General features: G+C 63.1%; 22 protein-coding genes. 10 read left to right on the top strand and 12 right to left on the bottom strand.

The window, feature by feature from the left end; translation table 11 throughout:
* Positions 1-362 precede the first annotated feature (362 nt).
* The 4 genes from AC1D3C_RS02415 to AC1D3C_RS02430 all read left to right on the top strand — a co-directional run bounded on the left by AC1D3C_RS02415 (position 363) and on the right by AC1D3C_RS02430 (position 3,680).
* A complete protein-coding gene (locus AC1D3C_RS02415; RefSeq protein WP_477481740.1) occupies positions 363-1,148 on the top strand; it encodes an alpha/beta fold hydrolase in 786 nt (261 codons plus the stop codon).
* On the top strand, positions 1,145-2,305 hold the full coding sequence (locus tag AC1D3C_RS02420) for an LLM class flavin-dependent oxidoreductase (protein ID WP_040124067.1): 1,161 nt from the start codon (positions 1,145-1,147) through the stop codon (positions 2,303-2,305). The genes AC1D3C_RS02415 and AC1D3C_RS02420 overlap by 4 nt, the downstream gene beginning before the upstream one ends.
* A 408-nt stretch (positions 2,306-2,713) precedes the next feature.
* Entirely contained in the window at positions 2,714-2,875 is a 162-nt protein-coding gene (locus tag AC1D3C_RS02425) for a hypothetical protein (RefSeq protein ID WP_477481741.1), read from the top strand.
* Positions 2,876-3,008: 133 nt separating this feature from the next.
* The gene (locus AC1D3C_RS02430; RefSeq protein WP_477481742.1) at positions 3,009-3,680 is read left to right on the top strand and encodes a spermidine synthase; all 672 of its coding nucleotides are present in this window, start codon (positions 3,009-3,011) and stop codon (positions 3,678-3,680) included.
* Between the two features lie 12 nt (positions 3,681-3,692).
* Here the strand turns inward: AC1D3C_RS02430 and AC1D3C_RS02435 are convergent, their stop codons facing one another.
* Positions 3,693-4,400 (bottom strand): GntR family transcriptional regulator, encoded by a 708-nt coding sequence (locus AC1D3C_RS02435; protein ID WP_477481743.1) that lies wholly within the window; start codon positions 4,398-4,400, stop codon positions 3,693-3,695.
* Between the two features lie 193 nt (positions 4,401-4,593).
* Here AC1D3C_RS02435 and AC1D3C_RS02440 point away from each other — a divergent pair, with 193 nt between their 5' ends.
* From AC1D3C_RS02440 to AC1D3C_RS02465, 6 genes are all read left to right on the top strand, one after another.
* Positions 4,594-5,205 (top strand): NADPH-dependent FMN reductase, encoded by a 612-nt coding sequence (locus AC1D3C_RS02440; protein ID WP_477481744.1) that lies wholly within the window; start codon positions 4,594-4,596, stop codon positions 5,203-5,205.
* 67 nt (positions 5,206-5,272) lie between these two features.
* Positions 5,273-6,397 (top strand): LLM class flavin-dependent oxidoreductase, encoded by a 1,125-nt coding sequence (locus AC1D3C_RS02445; RefSeq protein WP_477481745.1) that lies wholly within the window; start codon positions 5,273-5,275, stop codon positions 6,395-6,397.
* A gap of 14 nt (positions 6,398-6,411) precedes the next feature.
* A complete protein-coding gene (locus AC1D3C_RS02450) occupies positions 6,412-7,191 on the top strand; it encodes an alpha/beta fold hydrolase (RefSeq protein ID WP_477481746.1) in 780 nt (259 codons plus the stop codon).
* 274 nt (positions 7,192-7,465) lie between these two features.
* Positions 7,466-9,817, top strand: a complete 2,352-nt coding sequence (locus tag AC1D3C_RS02455; protein ID WP_477481747.1) for a xanthine dehydrogenase family protein molybdopterin-binding subunit — start codon at positions 7,466-7,468, stop codon at positions 9,815-9,817.
* A 10-nt stretch (positions 9,818-9,827) separates the two neighbouring features.
* Positions 9,828-10,550 carry an enoyl-CoA hydratase/isomerase family protein gene (locus AC1D3C_RS02460; RefSeq protein ID WP_247035959.1) on the top strand — a complete coding sequence of 241 codons (723 nt, stop codon included), beginning with the start codon at positions 9,828-9,830 and terminating at the stop codon, positions 10,548-10,550.
* A gap of 215 nt (positions 10,551-10,765) precedes the next feature.
* Entirely contained in the window at positions 10,766-11,827 is a 1,062-nt protein-coding gene (locus AC1D3C_RS02465) for a class I SAM-dependent methyltransferase (RefSeq protein WP_477481748.1), read from the top strand.
* Between the two features lie 37 nt (positions 11,828-11,864).
* On the opposite strand, the gene AC1D3C_RS02470 is transcribed toward AC1D3C_RS02465, so the two are convergent.
* The 11 genes from AC1D3C_RS02470 to AC1D3C_RS02520 form a co-directional block, all read right to left on the bottom strand.
* Positions 11,865-12,827: a thioesterase family protein gene (locus AC1D3C_RS02470; protein WP_477481749.1), complete on the bottom strand. Its 963-nt coding sequence runs from the start codon at positions 12,825-12,827 to the stop codon at positions 11,865-11,867.
* Positions 12,824-13,882 carry an alcohol dehydrogenase gene (locus AC1D3C_RS02475; RefSeq protein WP_477481750.1) on the bottom strand — a complete coding sequence of 353 codons (1,059 nt, stop codon included), beginning with the start codon at positions 13,880-13,882 and terminating at the stop codon, positions 12,824-12,826. Before AC1D3C_RS02475 ends, AC1D3C_RS02470 begins: the two co-directional genes overlap by 4 nt.
* A 318-nt stretch (positions 13,883-14,200) precedes the next feature.
* Positions 14,201-14,701 (bottom strand): MarR family winged helix-turn-helix transcriptional regulator, encoded by a 501-nt coding sequence (locus AC1D3C_RS02480; RefSeq protein ID WP_477481751.1) that lies wholly within the window; start codon positions 14,699-14,701, stop codon positions 14,201-14,203.
* The gene (locus AC1D3C_RS02485; protein WP_477481752.1) at positions 14,698-15,567 is read right to left on the bottom strand and encodes a fumarylacetoacetate hydrolase family protein; all 870 of its coding nucleotides are present in this window, start codon (positions 15,565-15,567) and stop codon (positions 14,698-14,700) included. The genes AC1D3C_RS02480 and AC1D3C_RS02485 overlap by 4 nt, the downstream gene beginning before the upstream one ends.
* 25 nt (positions 15,568-15,592) lie before the next feature.
* Positions 15,593-16,642 (bottom strand): gentisate 1,2-dioxygenase, encoded by a 1,050-nt coding sequence (gene gtdA, locus AC1D3C_RS02490; RefSeq protein WP_477481753.1) that lies wholly within the window; start codon positions 16,640-16,642, stop codon positions 15,593-15,595.
* A gap of 123 nt (positions 16,643-16,765) precedes the next feature.
* Positions 16,766-17,668, bottom strand: coding sequence for an IclR family transcriptional regulator (locus AC1D3C_RS02495; RefSeq protein ID WP_477481754.1), 903 nt, complete (start codon positions 17,666-17,668; stop codon positions 16,766-16,768).
* 59 nt (positions 17,669-17,727) lie between these two features.
* On the bottom strand, positions 17,728-18,807 hold the full coding sequence (locus AC1D3C_RS02500; protein WP_477481755.1) for an iron-containing alcohol dehydrogenase: 1,080 nt from the start codon (positions 18,805-18,807) through the stop codon (positions 17,728-17,730).
* Positions 18,808-18,919: 112 nt separating this feature from the next.
* Positions 18,920-19,690 carry a carbon-nitrogen hydrolase family protein gene (locus tag AC1D3C_RS02505; protein ID WP_477481756.1) on the bottom strand — a complete coding sequence of 257 codons (771 nt, stop codon included), beginning with the start codon at positions 19,688-19,690 and terminating at the stop codon, positions 18,920-18,922.
* Positions 19,691-19,702: 12 nt separating this feature from the next.
* Positions 19,703-20,497, bottom strand: a complete 795-nt coding sequence (locus tag AC1D3C_RS02510; RefSeq protein WP_477481757.1) for an ABC transporter permease — start codon at positions 20,495-20,497, stop codon at positions 19,703-19,705.
* A complete protein-coding gene (locus AC1D3C_RS02515; protein ID WP_477481758.1) occupies positions 20,494-21,348 on the bottom strand; it encodes an ABC transporter permease in 855 nt (284 codons plus the stop codon). Before AC1D3C_RS02515 ends, AC1D3C_RS02510 begins: the two co-directional genes overlap by 4 nt.
* The gene (locus AC1D3C_RS02520; RefSeq protein WP_477481759.1) at positions 21,345-22,382 is read right to left on the bottom strand and encodes an ABC transporter ATP-binding protein; all 1,038 of its coding nucleotides are present in this window, start codon (positions 22,380-22,382) and stop codon (positions 21,345-21,347) included. The genes AC1D3C_RS02515 and AC1D3C_RS02520 overlap by 4 nt, the downstream gene beginning before the upstream one ends.
* Between the last annotated feature and the right edge of the window lies 1 nt (position 22,383).

The raw sequence follows: 22,383 nt of genomic DNA on the forward strand, positions 1-22,383 counted from the left end.
TGACAGCCCCTCACCCCGCCTCCGCGACGCTCGGCGACCCTCTCCCCGCACGCGGGGCGAGGGGGAGCGGCGACGGTGCGGCATATCCCTTCTCCCCGTCAAGAACGGGGAGAAGGTGGCGTTAGCCGGATGAGGGGCGGACGGTGGTCGCCCACGCCTGATCAAGCGAAATCACCCACCCAAGCGGCTCCAACCTTGTATGCAATTGTCGAAGATGCAAGTTAGAAATTTGCTATTATCAATCAAAATTTGACAGAGTCATATTGACCCTCCCCGAAAGGTTATACAGATTGCCGCCATTCGCGGGTGCAGAGGAGCGCCTGCCTTAACGGTTGTCAGGTCCCGGGGAGGGTGAAACACCGATGAGCTTTACCGAAAGCTTTGAAACCGTCACCGGCACGAAGATCCGGCTCATGCGGGGAGGCAAGGGCGCTCCGCTGCTCTTCCTGCATGGTGCGAGCGGCGCCTCGCGCTGGCTGCCCTTCATGGAGAAGCTCTCCGAAACCCATGAGGTGATCGTGCCGGAACATCCCGGTTTCGGCGCCTCCGACGATCCGGAATGGCTGGACAATATTTCCGACCTCGCCTTCTTTTATCTGGACGTCCTCGACCATCTCGGCCTGGAGAAGGTCAACCTGGTCGGCCAGTCGATCGGCGGATGGCTGGCGGCGGAGATCGCCGTCCGCAATGCGACGAAACTCGGCACCCTGACCGTCGTGGCGCCGGCCGGCATCCGGGTGAAGGGCGTGCGCAAGGGCGACGTCTTCATGTGGAGCCCGGAGGAGACCGCCCGCAACCTCTTCCACGACCAGGCGTTTGCGGAAGCGATGCTGGCCGCCCCGCCACCGTCGAAGGAGGGGATGGAAATCCTTCTCAGGAACAAGCTCACGTCGGCGAAACTCGCCTGGGAGCCGCGCTTCCTCAATCCGCACCTGCACAAGTGGCTGCATCGCGTATCCGTGCCGGCGCTGATCATCTGGGGCGACGACGACAAGGCGATGCCGGTCGGTTACGCTCCGGCCTGGCGCGACCTCATTCCCAATTCGCGGCTCGAGATCGTCGAGAATTGCGGACATGTGCCGCAGATCGAAAAGGCCGACCGTTTCGTTGAACTGGTCAATGGCTTCATCGGGGAGGTTACGCGATGAAATTCTACTTCATGCACCTGATGCCCTATGCGGATCTCGATCTGTCCTATGACGAGAAGCACAACTCCGCCTGGGTCACCCTGCCGAACACCTATTACGATCCGAAGAAGGGCCACCAGCTCTACAACCGTTACCTGGACGAGCTCGAATATGCCGACCAGCTTGGTTTCGACGGCATCTGCGTCAACGAGCACCATTCGAACGCCTATGGCCTGATGCCGATCCCGGGCGTCATGGCCGGCGCGCTCGCCCGCCGCACCAAGAACGTCAAGATCGCCATTCTCGGCCGGGCGCTGCCGCTCCTCAACAACCCGCTGACCGTGGCGGAAGAATTCGCGATGGTCGACAACATTACTGGCGGCCGCCTGATCGCCGGCATGGTGCGCGGCATCGGCGCCGAATACCATTCCTGGGGCGTCAACCCGGCCTTTTCACATGAGCGTTTCCAGGAAGCCCATGACCTGATCCTGCAGGCCTGGACGCAACCCGGCCCGAGCGTCTTCGAAGGCAAGCACTACAATTTCGAATACGTGAACGTCTGGCCGCGGGTCTACCAGGACAATCCGCACCCGCCGATCTGGATCCCGAGCCAGGGTTCCAGCGAGACGATCGAATGGGCGGCCCATCCGGACCGCAAATACACCTATCTCCAGACCTTCGCCTCGGTCTCTACCGTCGCCCGCTACATGAAGATGTATAAGGACGTTGCGGCCGGCTACGGCTACGAGGCGACCGAAGATCAGCTCGGCTGGTCACTGCCGCTTTACGTCGCCGAGACCGACGAGATCGCCCGCCGCGAAGCCAAGGAGCATATCGAGGCCTTCCTGCAGAAGTTCCTGCGCATGCCGATGGAGATGCTGCTGCCGCCGGGCTACACCTCAGTAAAGTCGATGGTCGGGGCGATGTCGGCCAAGGCCGGCCATGCGATGAAGCAGACGATCGACAGCGTCATCGAAGAGGGCAAATTCATCTGCGGCAGCCCGGCGACGGTGCGCGAGAAGCTGGAAGAGTACCAGGCCCAGATCGGCTTCGGTCATCTCTTGACGCTTCTGCAGTTCGGCACCCTACCGGCCGAGCTAACCCGTAAGAACATGGAGATCTATTCCAGGGAGGTCATGCCGTATCTGCGCAACGCGACATCCAGGACGGCGGCTTGAGGGGGGCGCCGATTTGATGAGTTTGGTAACGCTATGAAGCCTTTGGGCGTAGCCATATCACCCAAGGTTCAGCTTGATGTGCGGTTGTGAATGCCATCATTTGAGGCGTAGGACCGCGCAATTGTCACCCCCCAGTCGATGCGGTCTCAGCGGCCGGCGCCCCAAAAAAGCCGGCCGCTACCCCCTCGGGGCTATACCCCTTGCGCTAGGTCCTTTGGACGAGTTGAGGACTTCGCAGTCGGGAGTACAATGATGACATCCTAAGCCGAACGTAGAAGAGGTACCGGCTTAGGAGAGGCCCGCGCAGGGGGAAAAAGGCGCGGGCCTTTTTATTTTTGCAGTACGGCATCGAAAAGGTGATGCTATTTGCCAAATTCCATGCATGTTCGCCGCGGGCTGGGGCGAGACATGAATCCAAAAAACGACGACGCGTGCACGGATGACCTTCCGAACGGAGACGGTTACCCGGAGCTTACCGATCACGAACTTGAAAAGTTCGTCCCCGTGCTGATCGAGGCACTTACATTTCCACCTCCGCCGATCGGCTGGAAGCCGGGCGACGGAGGCTGAACGACCTCCCTTCAACGTGTCCATAGGCTCGATTTCCCTTTGGCTGTCCATTCGACGATGACGGAATGCATAGCTGTGTTTTTCGCATGAGGTCTGTGTTAGGAGGCCTCACGCAAGACAATGAGACATGCCGATGCTTCCCTGGATCCAGCTCGACCGTGCAACCATACCCGGCGAAGGCGGCGAATTGCGCCTGAAGCAGCGCGGCGCCGAGTTTTCGATCATGCTCGGTTCGACGGAGTTGATGAACAGCCGGCTGAGCGGTTCGGAAGAGGCGCTGGCGACACTCTCCTGCGAGCGGATTTCCGGGCGGAAGAATGCCCGGATGCTGATCGGCGGCCTCGGCATGGGGTTCACGCTGCGGGCAGCCTTGGGCGCTTTGCCGGAGGATACCAGGGTCACCGTTGCGGAACTCGTGCCAGCGGTGGTCGACTGGGCGCGCGGGCCGATGGCGGAATTTCACGAGGGCACGCTCGATGATCCGCGTGTCGATATTCATGTCGGCGATGTCGGGGCGCTGATCCGGTCGCGCAATGCCGCTTACGATGCGATCCTGCTCGATGTCGACAACGGCCCCGACGGGCTGACGCGGGCCTCCAACGACAGCCTTTATAATCACGCCGGGCTCCGGGCCGCCAAGGCTGCACTACGCGAAAATGGCGTCCTGGCCGTCTGGTCGTCGGCGCCGGATGCCGCCTTTACCCGCCGGCTGCGGGATGCGGGGTTTGCCGCCGAGGAAGTCTTCGTGCGCGCCAACGGCAAGCGCGGCGGCCGCCACGTCCTGTGGATGGCCACCAACCGGTAGCAGGTACCGCACTCATTTCGCCCCGTCTTCATGCTCCAGTGAGCCCGAAGCGGTCGGCAAGAGCGAAAAGAGATGGGCGTTCATCGCCGCCTGCGCCCATTCGGGATTGCGGGCCTTGAGCGCCGCGAGGATTTCCCGGTGCTGGGCATGGGTGCGGCGGGTGCGCACCTCGACCGGCTCCGAGTAACGGTTGAAGATCGAGGCCGGCAGTTCCAGCGAAGAGGCCAGGATCTTTTCGAGCCGCGGGCTTTCGGCGGCGGCGGCGATCACCGCATGGAATTCGGCGTTGAGCCTGTCGAAACCTTCGAGGTGCTCGTTCCAGCCGAGTTCCTCGAACTGGGTCTCCATCAGTCGTTCCAACTCCTGCAGCCGCTGCAGGTCGGCTTCCGAAATGCGTGTGGCGGCGCGGCTGGTCGCATGGCCTTCGAGAATGGCGCGCAGCCGAAAGATCTCGATCGCGTCGTCGAGCGAGAAATCCGCGACGATCCCCCGCCGGTAACGTTCCAGCACCACCAGGCCCTCAGCGCTCAGCCGGTTCAACGCCTCGCGGATCGGCGTGCGGGACACCCCGATCGCGGCGGCAAGCTGGTTTTCGAGCAGCTTGTCGCCGGAGCGCATCTCGCCGGTGAGGATCAGATGCCGGATACGGTGATAGGCAGTTTCGACAGCGCTCTGCGTTGCCCCGTCCTTGGCATCGTCTCTGGTTGTCTCCTTGGTCAAGCGGCCACCTTTCCTTGTCGTGATGATGATGCGGGAAAATATGACAATCGTCTATCGCCAAAAAGTGTATACCAGACTAGCGTGGCAAGCTCTTATACGATGGTTATGCCTTGACTCTCGCATAAAAGGTATACAAGTATTTCTTCAGGAGGCCTGACAAGGCAATCGGCTACGGCCGAGGGAGGAGACCACCATGACTCAAGCCCGCAAACCTTTTATCGTCGGTATCGGCGGAACCCAGCGCCCCGGCTCGAGCTCCGAGCTCGCCCTGCGCCATTGCCTCGCCGCGGCCGAAAAGGCCGGCGCGGAAACCGACCTCATCTGCGGCACGGCGCTCGAACTGCCGCTCTTCGATCCGGGCGTGACGGACCGCACGCCGGCCGCCCTTAATCTTCTTCAGTCCCTTCGTCGCGCCGACGGCATCGTCATCGCAACGCCGAGCTATCACGGCGGCATGTCCGGCATGATCAAGAACGTCATCGACTATACGGAAGACATGCGCGAGGACGCCCGCTCCTATTTCGAGGGCCGCGCCGTTGGCTGCATTATCTGCGCTGCCGGCGACCAGGCGCTTGGCTCGACGCTGATTGGGCTGCGCTCGATCGTGCATGCGCTGCGCGGTTGGCCGACCCCTTACGCGGCGACTATCAAGTCCAACGAAAAACCTTTCGTCGACGGTAAACCGGCCCGCCGCGAGGTCGCCCAGCCGCTTGAAATCGTCGCCTCGCAGGTTGTCAGCTTTGCCGAAATGATGATGGCAAGCCGCGTCGGAGATGCCGCGCCGCGCCTCGTCGCCAGCAACTGATCCAATTTTCAATCCCCATCGTCGGATCCGTTGCCCTCATCCGGCGGCGGTCCCAGCGGAGCTTTCCATGAAGTTCAACTTCTTCCACCTGATGCCTTATCCCGATTACAACAAGCTGCCGCATGAATGGCCGGTCAGCACCCACGGGATCGACAGCACCCGAATCCAGGCGCTCTACAACGAATATATCGACGAGATGGTCGATGCCGAGAATTACGGTTTCGACTGGGTGGGCTGCAACGAGCACCATTTCAGCCCTTACGGCCTGATGTCGAACCCGAACCTGATCGCCGGCGCGCTCGCCCGCCAGACGTCCAAGGCGAAGATCGCCATCGTCGGTAACCTGCTGCCGCTGCTGAACCCGGTCCGCGTCGCTGAAGAATATGCGATGATCGACGTGATGTCGGGCGGCCGCCTCGTCGCCGGCTTCCTGCGCGGCATCCCGCACGAATACATCGCCTACAACATCCCCCCGAGCGAATCCCGCAGCCGGCTGCGGGAGGCGACCGAGCTGATCATCAAGTGCTGGACCGAGGACGAGCCCTTCGGCTGGGAAGGCGAGCACTATCGGTTCCCGGCTATCTCGATCTGGCCGAAGCCGATCCAGAAGCCGCATCCGCGCATCCTGATGTCCGCCAGCAACGCGGAATCGGCCGAATTCGTCGCCAAGATGCGCGCCATCATGGGCATCACGCTGATCCAGGACCTGTCGATCGCCAAGGCTGCTGTCGAGAATTTCAAGAAGACCGCCCGCTCCTACGGCTGGGAACCGACGCCGGACGATATCCTGGTCGGCCAGCAGATCTGCATTGCCGATACGGACGAGGCGGCCAGGCACCACATGGCCGCCGCCCAGACCTATTTCCACCAGACGCTGATGCGCCCGCAGCGCTCCGCCCAGCAGCTCGTGCTCGGGCAGAGCCGCTACTACACCGAGGCCGATGCCGGCGAGAATTTCCAGAAGCGCCTCGCAACGCTGCGCGGCCGTACGGTGGAAGAACAGATCGAAGCCGGTTCGATCATCTGCGGCAGCCCTCGATCGGTCATCAAACAGATCAAGCGCCTGCGCCAGGAACTCGATTGCGGCCTGCTGAACCTGACGATCAAGGTCGGCAACATGCCGGGCAGCGTCGTTCGCCGCGGCATGGAACTGTTCCGCGACCGCGTCGCCCCCGAAGTTGCTGGTCTGTAAGAGGAGTTTGATCCATGAGCTTTGAATTGAAGACGATCGAGCTTTCCCGCGGCAGGCTCTCCTACCATGTCGGCGGCACGGGGCAGCCGGTTGTCTACCTGCACGCCGCCGGCGGTGTCATGCTGACCGAGCCGCTGAAGGCGCTGACTGCGAACCACACGGTCTATGCGCCGATCTGCCCGGGCTTCGACGGCACCGAGGGCAACGAAAACCTGAAGACCGTGAGGGACTGGGTGGCCATGGTCGCCGAGTTCGCCGAAAAGCTGGTCGGCCCGCGGTTCGATGTGATCGGCTCGTCCTTCGGCAGCTGGTCGGCTTTGTGGCTTGCCGCCGAGCACCCGAAAATGGTCGACCACCTGATCCTCGGCGTCCCGGCCGGGTTCCGCTTCGAAGGCAAGGGCGGTTTGCCTGCCGATCCGGAAGAGCGTTTCAAGGCGCTCTACGCCCATCCGCAGAAGATCAAGTCGACGCCGAAGTCGCCGGATGTCATGGCCAGCAACGGCAAAACCTACGAGCGCCTCGCCAATGACATTCAGGTTGACGAGGCACTGAGTGCCCGCCTGCCCTCGATCGAGGCGGTGACGCTGATCCTGCTCGGCACTGAAGACAAGGTTGTCCCGGCGGAGGCCGGCGCACACCTGAAGCGCAACATCCCGACGTCGCAACGCGCTTTCATCTTCGACGCCGCCCATTCGATCGAGGTCGATCAGCCGGAACGTACACTGCGGCTCTGGACAGACTTCCTGAAGCGTGGCCCTGGCTACGTGCTCAACCAGGGACCGGAGGCCGCCTGACACCATTCCCTTCCCAGGGGAGCTTGGCCCAGACCTCGGTCTGGGCCTTTTTTCTTGTAGGGACATTGCGTTTTCCCTCATTCCGGTGGGCGCTCGGCTGTCGTCGAAAGAGAAAGGCTTTACAGGCAATTTTCGCAAGCTGTAATTTTCAACATTGACGGATATAATGTGTCTATTATGAATTGATTTGCGTTTCGCTTCAGGAAGGCCCAAGAGCCGCATGCGGAATGCCATCGTCCGGGATATGTGGGACGATGTGAATGGGAGGAATGGCATGATCGGTGAAGACGTCAGGCGCAAGGAAGACAACCGGTTGATCACCGGCAAGGGCCAGTATGCCGACGACCTCAAATTCGAAAACACGGCCTATGCCGCCTTCGTGCGCTCGCCGCATGCCCATGCGATCATCCGCAGCATCGACACGTCCGCCGCCCGCGACATGCCCGGCGTGCTCGCCGTTCTGACCGGCGAGGATATCGTTGCCGCCGGCATTGCGCCGATTCCGCACGCGATCGGCAGTTCGCAGTTCGGCTCCGACATCCGCATCAAGAACCATGACGGCACCGAGCGTGCCCGCACCCATCACCAGGCGCTGCCGACCGACCGTGCCCGTTTCGTCGGCGAGGCGGTGGCCATGGTGATCGCCGAAAGCACCAATCTCGCCAAGGATGCCGCCGAGGCAATCGAGATCGACTGGGAGGAGCTACCCTCCGTCGTGCGCGGCGTCGACGCTCTGGAAGAAGGTGCGCCGCAGCTCTGGGACCATGTGCCGGGCAACAAGGCGATGGATGGCGAAGTCGGCGACAGGGCCGGCACCGCAGAGGCTTTCGCCAAGGCAGCTCATGTCCTCGAATTTACCAGCTGGGCGCAGCGCGTCACCGGCGTCCACATGGAGCCGCGTTCCTCCGCCGCCGAATACGACCCGGAGACCGGAAAATTCACCATCCACGCCTCCGGCGGTCATGGCGTCGTGATGATGCGCGAGCAGATCGCTGCGTCTCTCGGCGTCGACATGGCCTTCGTGCGCGTTGTCGCGCCCCGCGATGTCGGCGGCAATTTCGGCACCCGCAACGCCACCTATCCGGAATTCGTGCTGTTGCCATACGCCGCCAAGCTCACCGGCCGGCCGGTCAAACATCAGGCGGAACGCATCGAAGCCTTCCTGTCGGATTTTCAGGGCCGCGACCTGCATGTGAAGGCCAGGCTTGCACTCGACGAAAACGGCAAATTCCTTGCCTTCCACTCGGTCAATACCAGTAATATCGGCGCCCATACGGTGTCCTACACGCCCCTCAACAAGGGCATCCAGCTGATGACCAGCCTTTACCGCGTGCCGGTCGCGCATGTGGAATTCCGCGCGGCGATGTCGAATACCGTGCCGACCATCCCCTATCGCAGCGCCGGCCGTCCGGAAGCCATGTACATCATCGAGCGGATGATCGACCTTGCCGCCCGCAAGTTCGGTTTCGACCGGGTGGAGCTGCGCCGCATCAACATGATCCCGGAAGAGGCTTCCCCCTATTCCAACCCGATGGGCGTCACCTACGACAATGGCGACTATATCGGCTGCATGGACAAGGTCCTCGAGATGGCCGACTGGAAAGGCTTCGAGGCGCGCCGCGCTGAAGCCCGCAAACGCGGCATGTATCGCGGCATCGGCCTTTCCAACTATATCGAGGGCACCAGCGGCGTGCCGCGCGAACGCGCCGAGATCACCATCGATCCGACCGCCGGCATCGTCGATGTCGTGATCGGCACCCAGAATACGGGGCAGGGGCATGAAACGGCATTCGCCCAGCTCGTCGGCTCCTTCCTAGGTATCTCCCACGAGGTCGTTCAGATCCGCGCCAGCGATACGGATTTCGTCTCGGCCGGCGGCGGTTCGCATTCCGGACGCTCGCTGCGCTTCGCGAGTATCGTCATGCACAAGGCGACCGCCGAGATGATCGAGCGCGGCCGCAGGATCGCCGCCTTCATGCTGAATGTGTCGCCGGAAGAGATCGACTTCACAGACGGCCATTTTCGCGCCCGCGGATCGAACGGCGTCGTTAGCCTGTTCGAGGTGGCACAGGCTGCCGAAAACGATCTCGGCCTGCCGGACGAGCTGCGGGGCACGCTTGCCGCGATCTCCGACGAGACCACCCACGGGCTTGCCTATCCCTACGGTGCCGCGGTCTGCGAAATCGAGATCGATCCGGAAACCGGGTTCTTCCATATCCCGCGTTATTCGACCGTCGACGACGTCGGCAAGGCGCTGAACCCGATGATCGTCGACGGCCAGACCCATGGCGGCATCGTCCAGGGTGTCGGCCAGGCGCTGTTCGAATGGTCGCATTACGACCAAGAGACAGGCCAGAACCTGTCGGCCACCTTCATGGACTATCAGGTGGCGCGTGCTTCCGATTTCCCGAGCTTCGACACCCATATCAGCGAAGTGCCGGCCAAAAGCCATCCGCTCGGTTTCCGTCCGGGCGGCGAGGGTGGTACGACACCGTCGCTCGGCGTGACGATCAACTCCATCACCGATGCGCTCGCCGATCTCGGCGTCACCCATATCGAAATGCCGGCAACGCCCTCCCGTATATGGGAAGCGATCCGGGCGGCGAAAGCCAAACAAGAAGCGTGAGGAGAAAGCATTGTCCGACGTCCTGATCAATACCCGGGGGAACGTCCTCGAGATCACTCTCAACCGTCCCGACAAGGGCAATGCGCTGACGCCCGAGATGGCGCAGGCCATCACCGCTGCGCTGAAATCCCTGTCGCCGGAAACCCGCGTCGTGCTGATGAACGCCAAGGGCGGCGATTTCTGCACCGGCCGCAGCGCCGCCATGCCGGCTGCCGGTTCTCGCGCCACGGCGCTCGACCTGCGCACCGCGATCTCCGATCCGGTCCTCGATTTTTACGAAGTGCTGCGCGAAATCCCGGTTCCGTTCATCACCGCCATCCGCGGCAGGGCCGCCGGCGTCGGCTGCGCCATCGCGGCTCTCGCGGACGTGGCGATCGCTGCCGAAAGCGCCACTTTCCAGGTGCCGGAAATGAACCACGACATCGCCCCGACGCTGGTACTCAACGCGCTCGCCGACCGGGTTTCCCGCGCTACGCTTTCCCGCATGGTGCTCACCCGCGACGTGATCCCCGCGACGGAAGCCAAGGTGCTCGGCATCGTCGGCATCACGGTCGCCGATGCCGGTATCGACGCCGAAGTCGAACGCGTGGTCGGCCAGCTCGAGAAGAACTCGGTGCCGACCGTGCGCGGCATCAAGGCATTTCTCTCGATGAGCCCGGAAACCTCCTTCGCCTCCCGCAAGGAACTGGCCGCACTGATCAACTGCGTTGCGACGGCGGAAAAGTTCCGCTGACATAGATCGTAGCCAGGATCCCTTTCATCCACATGCCGGCACCTTCTCCCGTTGGGGAGAAGGGATGCGGAATAATGCTGTCATGTCTCGGGGAGTTAAGCCTTCTGATCGGCCACCTAGTCCGAATGCTTCATTGACCGGGTGCGGACCCGGCGTAGGATCGCTTTGGGTAAAACCCATTGGGCTGGGGGCTGACGGTATCTATGGAGGGTGCCATGCAGGAACCTGATATGCAGAAACTCGATGCACTTGTCGGTCGGCTGGTGGGCGATCTCGGCGCTGGCGTGTCCGGTGTTCTCGTCGTGCTCGGCGACCATCTCGGCCTGTTCCGGGCAATGATGGACGGACGGCTGCGATCCTCGATGGAAATAGCGGAAACGACGGGGCTGACCGAGCGCAATGTGCGCGAATGGCTCGCTGCCATGGCTGCGGCCGACTACGTCACGTTTGATGAAAAATCGAACAAGTTCGGTATGACGCCCGAGCAGGCGATGGTTTTTTCCAATGAGGACAGCCCCGCCTTTTTCGGGGGCGCTTTCGAAATCGTCCAGTCGATGTGGATGGACGAGCCGAAGGTGGAGGAAGCCTTCCGCACTGGCCGCGGGCTCGGATGGCATGAGCACAGCACCTGCCTCTTCCGGGGCACCGAGCGCTTCTTCCGGCCCGGCTACAACAGCCACCTGGTCGACGAATGGATTCCGGCGCTTCAAGGCGTCAGGGAAAAGCTGGAACGAGGGGCGGAGGTCGCCGACGTCGGCTGTGGCCATGGCGCCTCGACGATCCTCATGGCCAAGGCCTTTCCGAAGTCGCATTTCCACGGGTTCGACTACCATGCCCCCTCCATTGAACGCGCAAAGCGTGCGGCGCAGGAGGCTGGCGTCGGCGACCGGGTGACGTTCCATCAGGCTTCGGCGAAGGAATTCCCCGGCGGCAACTACGATCTCGTCGCCATGTTCGACTGCCTGCACGATATGGGCGATCCGGTCGGAGCGGGCCGTCATATCCGTGAGACGATGGCGAAGGGTGGCACCTGGATGATCGTCGAACCCTTCGCGCATGACGGTTTGAAGGACAATCTCAACCCGGTCGGGCGCGTTTATTACGGCGCTTCGACGATGATCTGCACCCCCGCCTCCATGGCACAGGAGGTAGGCCTTGGCCTTGGAGCGCAGGCTGGAGAGATGAAGCTTCGCAAGGTGGTGCTCGACGCCGGCTATTCGCACTTCCGACGGGCGAGCGAAACTCCATTCAACATGATCTTCGAGGTGAGAGCCTGAACTGCCTCGGGTCTACGCGGTTCCCAAGAGCGGCCGCCTAAAGCGCCAGACCTTCGGTCACCAGCGGAGCCAGCGCCTCCGTGGCCGCCGGCGAGATTTGCACGATCGCCCGTGCATCGAGATCGAACACGACAGCGACCGATTGCATCGTGCCGAATACCCGGCCGGTGAAGGGATCGACCATCCAGAAGATCAACGACATGGCCCGCTGGTCGGTTTTCTGCAATCCGCCCCAGATCTCGAAACAGCCGCCGAGACGCGGCGTTTCGCCATAAAGGATGCGGAATTCCAGCACCGCGCCGCCCACCTTGCCGGGCGGCGTTTCGGCATGTTTGCTGACGATTTCGCGGATCGGGCCGGTGAGCTGCTTCACCCCGCCGCCGACCGCGCCGATGAATTTCTGGGGGGCGAGGCGGTGGAATGCGTCGCAGGCCTCCGGTTCGATCAGGCTCATCGCGGTGCGTTTCAGGCCGAGCGTGATTGCCCGGTCGCGTGAGGCGCTGATCGTCACCGGCTCATTGCCGGTGCCGCGGGCGAGTGCCTCCCTGGGAGCGTCGACCAGCGAGGCGGAGGCCTTTTCGCGGAAGGCCGCTGGCCAGGGGAGGGGCGTCTTGGGGTCGGCCGTATCCACATGGGTCAGCCGGACCCTGAAGCTCGCGGCAAGCTGGCCGGAATGGCTGTTGTAAAGCATCAGCACCGCAAACGCCGTCGTCTCGCCGATCTCGAGGAAACCGCCTGTCATATGCAGCGACGTGCCGGCATGCGCTTCGCGATGGAAACGGATATGATGTTCGTTATAGGCGATCGTTGTGGCCGACGTCGGCGAGAACAGGCCCGTCAGGCCGTTGAGGCCGAACAGAACCGCGAGGCCCTCATTGGCGCGGGCGACGTAATACTGGGTGTTCCAGTGGGCGTTCTCGTCCACTTCCCATTGGCGCACGCTGCCGCGCCAAACCTCGATCATCGGGGCTTCGGTCATTTCGCCCTGCTGTGCACTCACGCCGGCTCCTCCTCCAGAACGATGCGGCCCCTGACGGCGCCCTTGGAGAGCCGGCTCATCGCGTCGTTGATCGATGCTTTCGGGACGGCCTCGTAGGGGATGGCGTCGAGCCTTCCGCTTTTGGCAAGCTCCACCAGATCCTGCAATTCCTGCAGCGAGCCGGTGATGCTGCCGATCAGGCTCAGGCCCCCTTGCGCCATGCGCATGGTCGGGATGGTGAGCTGCCCGCCGAACATGCCGACCATGATGATGCGGCCGCCGCGTGCCAACGCCGGGAAGCCAAAGGCTGCCGTCTGGCTGTTGTTGACGAAATCGATGATGGTGCGCACCGGCCGGCCGACCGCATCGACGATCCTCGTCGTCACGTCGTCGCCGGTCGCAAGCACGGTTTTGTGGGCGCCGGCATCCGAGGCGATCTTCAGCTTCTCTTCGGAAACGTCGACCACCACGATGTTTTCGTGCCCGAGCGCCTTGAGGATGACGATGCCGCTGAGGCCGAGCCCGCCCGCGCCGACCACGACGATCGCCTCGTCCGGGCGAACCGGCATCGCCTTGCGGATGGCGGAATAGGCGGTGAGGCCGGAGCAGGCATAGGTGGCGGCAAGCGCCGGGTCGAGATCTCCGGTATCGATCAGGTAACGGCTGTGCGGCACCACTACATGGCTTCCGAACCCGCCGGGCCTGCGCATGCCGAGCGGCCGGCCCTGCATGCAGAGGTTCTCCTGTCCGGCACGGCAGGTTTCGCACGCGCCGCAACCGAGCCACGGATAGACGAGCCTTCTATCGCCAACTTTCACGTCCGTCGCATCGGGGCCAATGGCGGTGACGGTGCCGAGGATTTCATGGCCGAGGGTGAGCGGGCGCTGCATGCCGATACTGTCGATCGACACTTTTTTGTCGCCCATGTCGAAAATGCCCTTCCACAGGGTCAGGTCCGAATGGCAAAGCCCGCAATGAGACACCGAAACGACGACCTCCGAGCCCACCGGCTGCGGGTTCGGCTGCTCGATCTCCTGGAGCACTTCCGATGCTTCAAATACTTGCCATGACCGCATGATCTAGCTCCTCCCAGATGTTCGGAACGTATCAGGCTGCCTGTTATGTGGCAATTGGGAAATGGCGTTGGGTTATGCGCTGGTTCAAAATCGGTGGCGGCTGCCCAACCACGCCGTCATCCTCGGGCTCGACCCGAGGATTCAGCGCCGCGTCTGCGGCGAAGGGCTCATTTCACGCGAAGGACTTCGCGTGGATGGATCCTCGGGTCGAGCTCGAGGATGACGACGGAGAGGTTGGATAGCTGCGGAGAGGTTGGGATGGCTCTCCATAAAGGAAAGGAGAACGAGGGCAGCTTAGGGCCGCCGTATCGAGTCCCGCTACTCCGCCTTCTCCTGCGCCTCGATCGCCGCCTCAGCGCCGGCAATCGCCTTGTCGAGCAGTTCCAGAAACGCTTGCCGCTCCTCGACGGACAAAAACCGCAGCAGGTCGGCCTCGTGCTGCGGCAGCGAGGTTTCCACCAGTGCGGCGGCGTCCAGCCCGGCCTTGGTGAGCCGCAGTTCGGAGACGCGGCCGTCATCGGCGGCGCGGTCGCGTTCGACGAGTTTGTGTTTGATGAGGGGACTAAGCGTCTGGACCAGCGTCGGCGGTTCGATGCGCAGCCGCCTTGCGAGCGCGATCTGGCTGATGCCGGGATAACGGCGGATCAGGAGCAGCACGCCACCCTGGACCGGCGTGACGGCGAGCGAGCGAGCGCGAAACCAGTTCTGCCAGTGGATGCCGAACAGCGCCTGCAGGCGGCGGATGCGGATGCCGACGACACCGTCGAGAAGGACGGCATGGCCGTCCCTCTCTGCCGATGGGTTCAGCTCCGAACTCATGTCTTGTCCCAGTTGCCGTAGACCTTCACGTCCATCGCGCCGATGCCTTCGAACGTGCCGTGCAGCACGTCGCCGGGGGCGATCGGTGCGACGCCTTCCGGCGTGCCGGTCATGATGATGTCGCCCGGATAAAGCGTGTAGGCCTTGCTGGCGAATTCGATCAGCTTCTGGACGTTGAAGATCAGCATCCTGGTGTTCGATTTCTGTCGGCTCTCGCCACCGATTGTCAGTTCGAAATCGAGATTGTTCGGGTTCGGGATCTCGTCTGCGGTGACCATATAAGGGCCGAGCACGCTGAACGTGTCGAGCGACTTGCGGTAGCTGCGCTCTTCGGGGCCGCGGATGGTGATGTCGTAACAGATCGCGTAACCGGCAACGTAATCCAGCGCATCGGCTTCCGACACGCGAAAACCTTTTTTGCCGATGATGACGGCGAGCTCGATCTCGTGGTCGGTGCGGCGATCCGCCCAATCGACCACGACGCCTTCCGAGGGGCCGACCAGCGAGCTCACCGCCTTCAGGAATACGCCGGCCTCGGCGATCGGCTTGATCTTCATGCCGTGGTGCAGCTGGTCGCTGTCCAGCACTTCGTCGAGATGGAGCCGGTAGTTGACCGGGGCGCCGACGATCTTGCCGGGATTGGCGATCGGGCTCAGCAGCGCGACCTCGGACAGCGGCTTCGAAGCCGCGGTCTTCGCCATCTCTTCCATGACGGGCCGCAGCTGGGCGAAATGGGCCATGAACTGGTCGCCATGGGGAAAGGGGTAACGATAGTTCGGCAGGCGGTCGAGGACGCTCGTGACGTCCTTCACCTGATCGCCGACGACCACGCCGAGACGATTATTGTCATAGCGACAAAAACGCATGATTTCTCTCCCTGATCTCGTTCGCTCAGACGCGGGTGCGGTCTTCGCGGAAATAGCCGAGCTTCTCCTGCGCCACGCGGTCGGAGAAGCAGAATACGACGACGTCCTCGTTCGCCTTGAACGAGCGCCACGACCAGCCGGGCACGACAATCACGTCCTTGGGGCCGAAATCGAAGGTTTTCGCGCCGATCGTGATCGAGCCGGTACCTTCGGCGATGCACATGACGATATGGTCCGTGGAGCGGATCTTTGCGGTTTCCATGCCCTTCGGGAAATGACTGAGCCAGGCCGACATGGTCGGCATCGTCCAGCCGCCGTCGAGCGGATTGGAGTATCGCAACGTCGTGCCGATATGGGCGTCGACCGCCTCGCCACGCGAGGCGCGGTAAAGTGCTTCGCGGCTGCGCTCGTAGGGATAGTTGAAGATCGGCGTCGTCTGGCCATAGGGGCTCGTGCCGCCGATCGGCATCATGCCGGAACCGAAACGGGCAAGCGAGTCGCCTTCGGGCCGAAGCAGTTCCTGTTCGGTGTCGTCGGAATCCTCGCGGAACACCGCCTCGAAAAAGGCGATCATCGGCACGTCGAGACCGTCGAGCCAGGCGGCCGGGTCGGAACCGTCATTGCCGTGGTCGTGCCAGGCCCAGACGGGCGTGATGACGAAATCGCCAAACGCCATGCGGGTGCGCTCGCCGCCGACGGTCGTATAGGCGCCCGAACCTTCCAGCATGAAGCGCAGCGCCGACGGCGTGTGGCGGTGAGCCGGCGCCACTTCGCCCGGCATGATGATCTGGATGCCGGCATAAAGCGTCGAGGTGGCCCGCGACTGGGCCGGGAAGGCGGGGTTCTCGAGGATCAGCACCCGGCGCTCCGCCTCTTCGGCGGTCAGCAGGCTGCCGGATTCGAGGATCAGCGGCCGGATGTCGTCGTAACGCCAGCGATGCGCCTGCGCCTTGGAGGCCGGCTCCGGCGGCAGCATGCCCTTCATCACTTCCCAGAGGGGCGCCATATTGTGCGGCTTGAGCCGCTCATAAAATTCTTCCCGTTTCGCAACGGTGGCCGCAGCAATCTCCTGCATGAAATCCTCCTCCTCGGCTCCTCCAGCCAAGATCGTAAGGTATACTAATTAATTTGGCCGGGTCAATTGCATTGGGATTGCCGCGGGCTCTCCTGATCTCCTCCCTTTGTGGGGGAGATCCGCCTATCGTCCCGCCGTACTTTTCGCCCTTGTCGGCTTCGGCGGCGCGGGCGGCTTGACTTTGTCCTCGCCCTTTGCCCCGCGTCCGGGCGCGCCGAGCCGTTCGGAAAGGCGGTGGGCGGCGGCCATCAGGGCGTCGATCGTCGGTTTTTTGCGGGGGCCGGCGAGCTGCTTGTCGGAACCGAGCACGGTCATGGTCGCGACGATCCGGCCGCTATAATCGAAGACCGGCGCGGCGATGGCGGCAAAGCTCGAATTGATGCTGTTGACCGTCATCGCATAACCTTGGTGGCGCACGGTCTCGATAATCTTCTGGATTTCCTTGGTGGTGGTGACGCGCGGCGAGAGCGAGGCTGCGTCATCCCACGAATCCCGCTTGGCCGCAGCAATTTCGTCCTGCCGCACCGCCATGGTCTCGCTCTCGTCGAGATAGGTGAGGAAGACCTGGCCGGTCGCCGACGTCAGGAGCGGCAGCACGTAGCCGAGGCGCACGGCAAGCGATCCCTGCCGCTCGCCATCCACCTTGGAAACGATACCCGGGCCGCGATCACCCCAGAGCGAAAGATAGGTGGCGAAGCCGGCGCTGCGCTGCAGCGCTGCGAGTTCTTCGCGGGCAAATTCCACCACGTCGAGCTGGCGGATGGCCGACAGGCCGAGCTGGATGGCGAAACGGCCAAGCCCGTAATGCCCGGTGACCGGATCCTGGAAGGCGACGCCCTCCTTGACGAAGCTGACGAGGTAGAGATGCGCCTTGCTGGGCGGCATGCCGGCGGCGGCTGCGATATCGCGCAGCGGCAGCGGGCCGTTCGCCGCCTCCATGGCGCGAATGACCTGGAAGCCGACCTCGATCGATTGAATGCGGCGCTGGGTCCATTCCTCCGGCGCCTTGGTCTTATCTGACGGCATCCTAAATCCCCTGTGTTCCCAGTTGATTATATTTATATCTGTAGCAGGTCGAGCCCGCTTTAAACGTAGTTTTCCACAGCCCTAAAGGCGGCGGCCAGATCCTTGGCATTGAGCATCCGCTCCTGGTTGACCAGGAACGGGCTTTTTGCGCAGGCTGCGCCAAGATTTTCGATCGCCGCATCGCCGATATCGGGCATGCCGAGGTCGACAAGCCGGCGCGGCATGCCGATCTCGTCATAGAAGCCGAACAGGGTCGTCAGTTCGTCCTCGGGACGGCCTTCCGCCATCGCCTGCACCAGCGTGCCGTAGGCTGCATGTTCGCCATGCAGCGACTGTTTTCGCACCGGCTCGATCGCGCCGAGCTCGGTCGCGACCGCATGGGCAATGGAGAGACCGGTATTTTCGAAGGCGACGGCGCTGAGCCAGAGGATGGCCTCGACGACGGCTTCGAGATCCGGCGTCACCTCGCCGGTGCCGGCCACCCGCATGGCACCCGGTCCGTGTTCGAGCAGCATCCGGTAACAGACGTCGCCGAGCATCACGCCGGTCTTCAAGGGCCGCGTGCCCTGCTTGGAAAGGCCGGTGCCCTTCCAGGCGCCTTCCGTCTCGAACTTTGCGGTCAGCGCATCGCCGATGCCGCCGAGCAGCAGCCGGGCAGGGGCCTTGGCGATGATCGCCGTATCGACGATCACGAAAGCCGGGTTCTGGTTCATCTGCTCGACGGCGACCATCCTGTGGTGGTCGTCATAGATGACGATGCCGCGGGTCGAGGGCGCATCGGTGGACGCGACCGTCGGTACGCTGACGAAGGGCAGGCCGGTGCGGCGAGAAACACCCTTGGCGACGTCGAGCGTGCGCCCGCCGCCGATGCCGACAACCACTTCGCCGCCCCTGGCGCGCACCATTTCGGCCAGGCGGTCCATTTGCCTGTGGGTGACATCCGCGTCGAAGGGGATGACGGTTGGCGTGATGTCCTGCCGGTTCAGGGTCTCGGTGAGATCCGCCTCGATATGCGGAAGCACCATGGCGTCGCAAATCGCCACGACCGAACGGCCGAGCGTCGCCGCCTTTTCGCCGAGCTGGCTCAGGGCTCCCGGGCCTTGAATATAAAAGGCCGGCGCCCGGAATATACGTGTCATGCCTCCCCCCGGAATGCTGTAACGCCGAATGCTATACAACATTATCAAAGGAAATGGGAGTTTGGCTAAGGTCTTATTGACTTGGGGTCGATTACTCCGGTCGGCCTGGAGTTCACACGAGATCGGCGAGGTAGGTGTTTTCCGCCCTCGACCGGGTGTAGGCCGCCGGATCGACCTCGGCGATGATCAGGGCTTCGCCCTCGGCGGGCGCCTCGGCAATCAGCTTGCCGTCGGGTGCTGCGATGCGCGACAGGCCGGCATAGGCGAACAGGGCGTCTGAACCAGAGTGGTTGATATAGGCGACAAACACCTGGTTCTCGAAGGCGCGGACCTGGATCATGTGCTCTGCGATGAACTGACCGGACCAGCCGGTCGGCAGCGCCGTCGGCACCACGACGAGATCGGCGCCGCCTTTCGCGAGCTGCCGGACGTTTTCCGGAAACTCGACATCGTAGCAGATCAGGAACCCCAGCCTGATACCGCCGAGCGTCACCAGAACTTGGCGGCGGTCCTCCTGGGCGAACCATTTGCGCTCATAGGGGCCGTAGAGATTGCATTTGCGGTAGACCGCCGTCTGCCCCATGCCGTCGGTGAAGAAGGCGCTGTTGAAGGTGTTTTCGAAGGTCTTTTCGGCAAAACCCGCGACGATCGCCACGCCATGTTTTGAGGCGATCTGCGACAACCGGCCGGTCACCTCGCTGTGCGCGGGCGTGGCGAGATCGGGAAATTTCTCCGCCGCGCCATAACCGGTCAGGGCCAGTTCCGGAGTGATCAGCAGTGCGACGCCCTGGGCGGCGGCCTCTTCTGCAGCGGTCTCGATCTTGGCGAGGTTTGCCTCGATGTCTCCGACGACGGGCTGCATCTGGAAACCGGCGATCTTCATGGGCTTGTTCCTTTAGCGCTCGTCCGACATGGCGCCGAGCAGTTTCGGCAGGTCGCCGAAGCGGGCGACCAGACCGAAGACGACTGCCGCGATGACCAGGAACAGCACCGTCACGGCAGCCATGGTCGGCGTATAACCGTAGCGCAGCGCGTTGAAGATCTTGATCGGCAGGGTTTCCATGGTGAAGCCGACGGTCATGTAGGCGACGATATATTCGTTGAGCGACAGAACGAAGGCGAAGGCGTAGCCGGAGACGAGATAGGGCAGGATCAGTGGCAGCACGACGGTACGGAAAATCTTGCGGTCGTCGGCGCCCATGGTGGCGGCCGCTTCCACCAGCGAACGGTCGATCGCCGAAAAGCCGAGCGACAGGGTCACCAGCGGCAGGGTGACGAAAAAGATGCCGTGGCTGATCACCGCCGTCCAGGCCTGGCCATAGAAACCGGTGGTCGCCCAGAAGGTGAGCAGGCCCAGCGCGGTAATGACCGGCGGCAGGGTGAAGGGCGCAACGCCGAGAAGCTGGAAGATGTTGGCCCAGGGGGCCACCCGCCGCCACAGGAACCAGGCGAGCGGCAGCGCGATTAGCAGGGCCAGAAGCGCCGACGAGGCGGCAAGCGTCAGCGAGGCGATCAGCGCATTGCGCCATTCGGGATTGGTGAAGATCTGGCCATACCAGGAGAGCGAAAAGCCCTGCGGCGGAAAGGCGAGCGTCTGGCGGGCATTGATCGAGACGCCGGCGACGACGATCAGCGGCAGGGCCAGGAACAGGCCGACGACGAAGAAGAAAAGGCGGCGCAGCGCGGTCATTTCGCCTCCCTCTGCTTTCCGGCGTAAAGCGCAAGGCCCACCAGCGCCAGCGACACGAGCACGAGGAAAACGGCCATGGCGGCGGCAAACGGCATGTTCGACTGGTAGATCGCCTGGTCAGTGATCAGCACCGACAGCGTCCAGTGCTGCGGCCTTCCGAGCAGCTGCGGCAGCAGGTAGGAGCCGAGTGCGAAGATGAAGACCATGATCAGCGTTGCCAGAATGGTGTTGCGCAGCGCCGGCACCACGACGGTGAAGAAGGCCTTGACCGGCGAGGCGCCAAGCGTGCGCGCCGCTTCGGTGAGCGTCGGATCGAGGCGCACAAGCGCCGGATAGAGGACCAGGACCGTATAGGGGAAGGCCTGGTAGGTCATGGCGGTCATGACCGCTCCGAAACTCGGGGTCAGTGCCTGGGCTTGGGCCATCAGCCCCAGCCAGACGAACAGGTTGGTGATGCCGGCGGTGCGCGAAAACAGCGTCGACCAGGCAAAGCCGATCATCACTTCCGACAGCGACAGGATGGAGAGCAGCGCCACCAGCCAGACGATCTGGATTTTTCGAGGCGAGCGGGAGAGGAGATAGGTGAAGGGAATGCCGATCACGACGCAGGCCGCCGCGACGGCGATCGCCAGGAACAGCGAAAAGCCGAGAACCTTGCCGAAGAACAGGCTGAGGAAACGGGCGTAGTTGTCGAATACGAAGGCGGGCGTATAGAAACCGCCTTGTTCACGCTGAAAGACGGACACCGCGATCATCGTGGCGAACGGCACCACGAAGAATACGATCAGCATGCCCGCCGGGAAAAAGAGCGGCCCGTAGTCGGCAAGACGCTGCGGCGGTTCGCGTCTCATCGGGCGAGCACCACGCTGGTGGCGGGATCGAGCCTTATGCCGACGCTCTGGCCGACCGAGACGTCCGGCCGGTTGCGCGGCGAAGACACCGCGATCACCTGGGTGCCGCTCGCCTCCACGAAGGTTTCGATGGCGCCGCCGAGATCGCGGATGAAGGTGACGGTGCCGGCAATCGCGCCAAAGCCGGGGGCGGTGAGCTGCACGTCTTCCGGCCGCACCGACAGCATGCCTTTTGCAGCGCCTGCGGGGAGCGCGATGCCCTCAACCAATTCGCCGAGCACGCTGGCGCGTCCGGCGCTGTCGGCTTCCAGGGGCAGGAGGTTGGTCTGGCCGATGAAGTCGGCGACGAAACTGTCGGCCGGGCGGCGGTAGATATCGACCGGGGCGGCCGCCTGGCGGATCTCGCCGCCGTTCATGACGACGACCGTATCGGCCATGGTCATCGCCTCGCGCTGGTCGTGGGTGACGACGATGGTGGTGATGCCGAGCCGCTGCTGCAGCTGGCGCAGCTCCACCTGCATCGCCTCGCGCAGTTTTGCGTCGAGCGCCGACAGCGGTTCGTCGAGCAGGAAGAGTTTTGGGGAGATCGCCAAGGCCCGGGCGATCGCCACGCGCTGCCTCTGGCCGCCGGAAAGTTTTGCGACGGAACGATCCGCGAAGCCCGGCAAATGGATCATCGCCAGCAGTTCGTCGACGCGTTTCTTCTGGACGTCCTTGGCCACGCCGCGGATGCGCAGCGAATAGGCGATGTTGTCACCGACCGTCAGGTGCGGAAACAGCGCCAACGACTGGAAAACCATGCCGAGATCGCGCTTGTGGGTGGGTACCGCGGTGATGTCGGCGCCGCCGAGTTCGATCGAGCCGCGCGTCGGAAGATCCAGGCCGGCGATCATCCGCATCAGCGTGGTCTTGCCGCAGCCGGACGGCCCGAGCAGGCAGACGAACGTGCCGTCCGGAACCGACAGGCTCACGTCGTTGACGGCCGTGAAGTTGCCGAACTGCTTCGTCACATGGTTGAGGTTCAATCCGGACATT

The organism is Neorhizobium sp. P1_A6 (assembly GCF_056406795.1).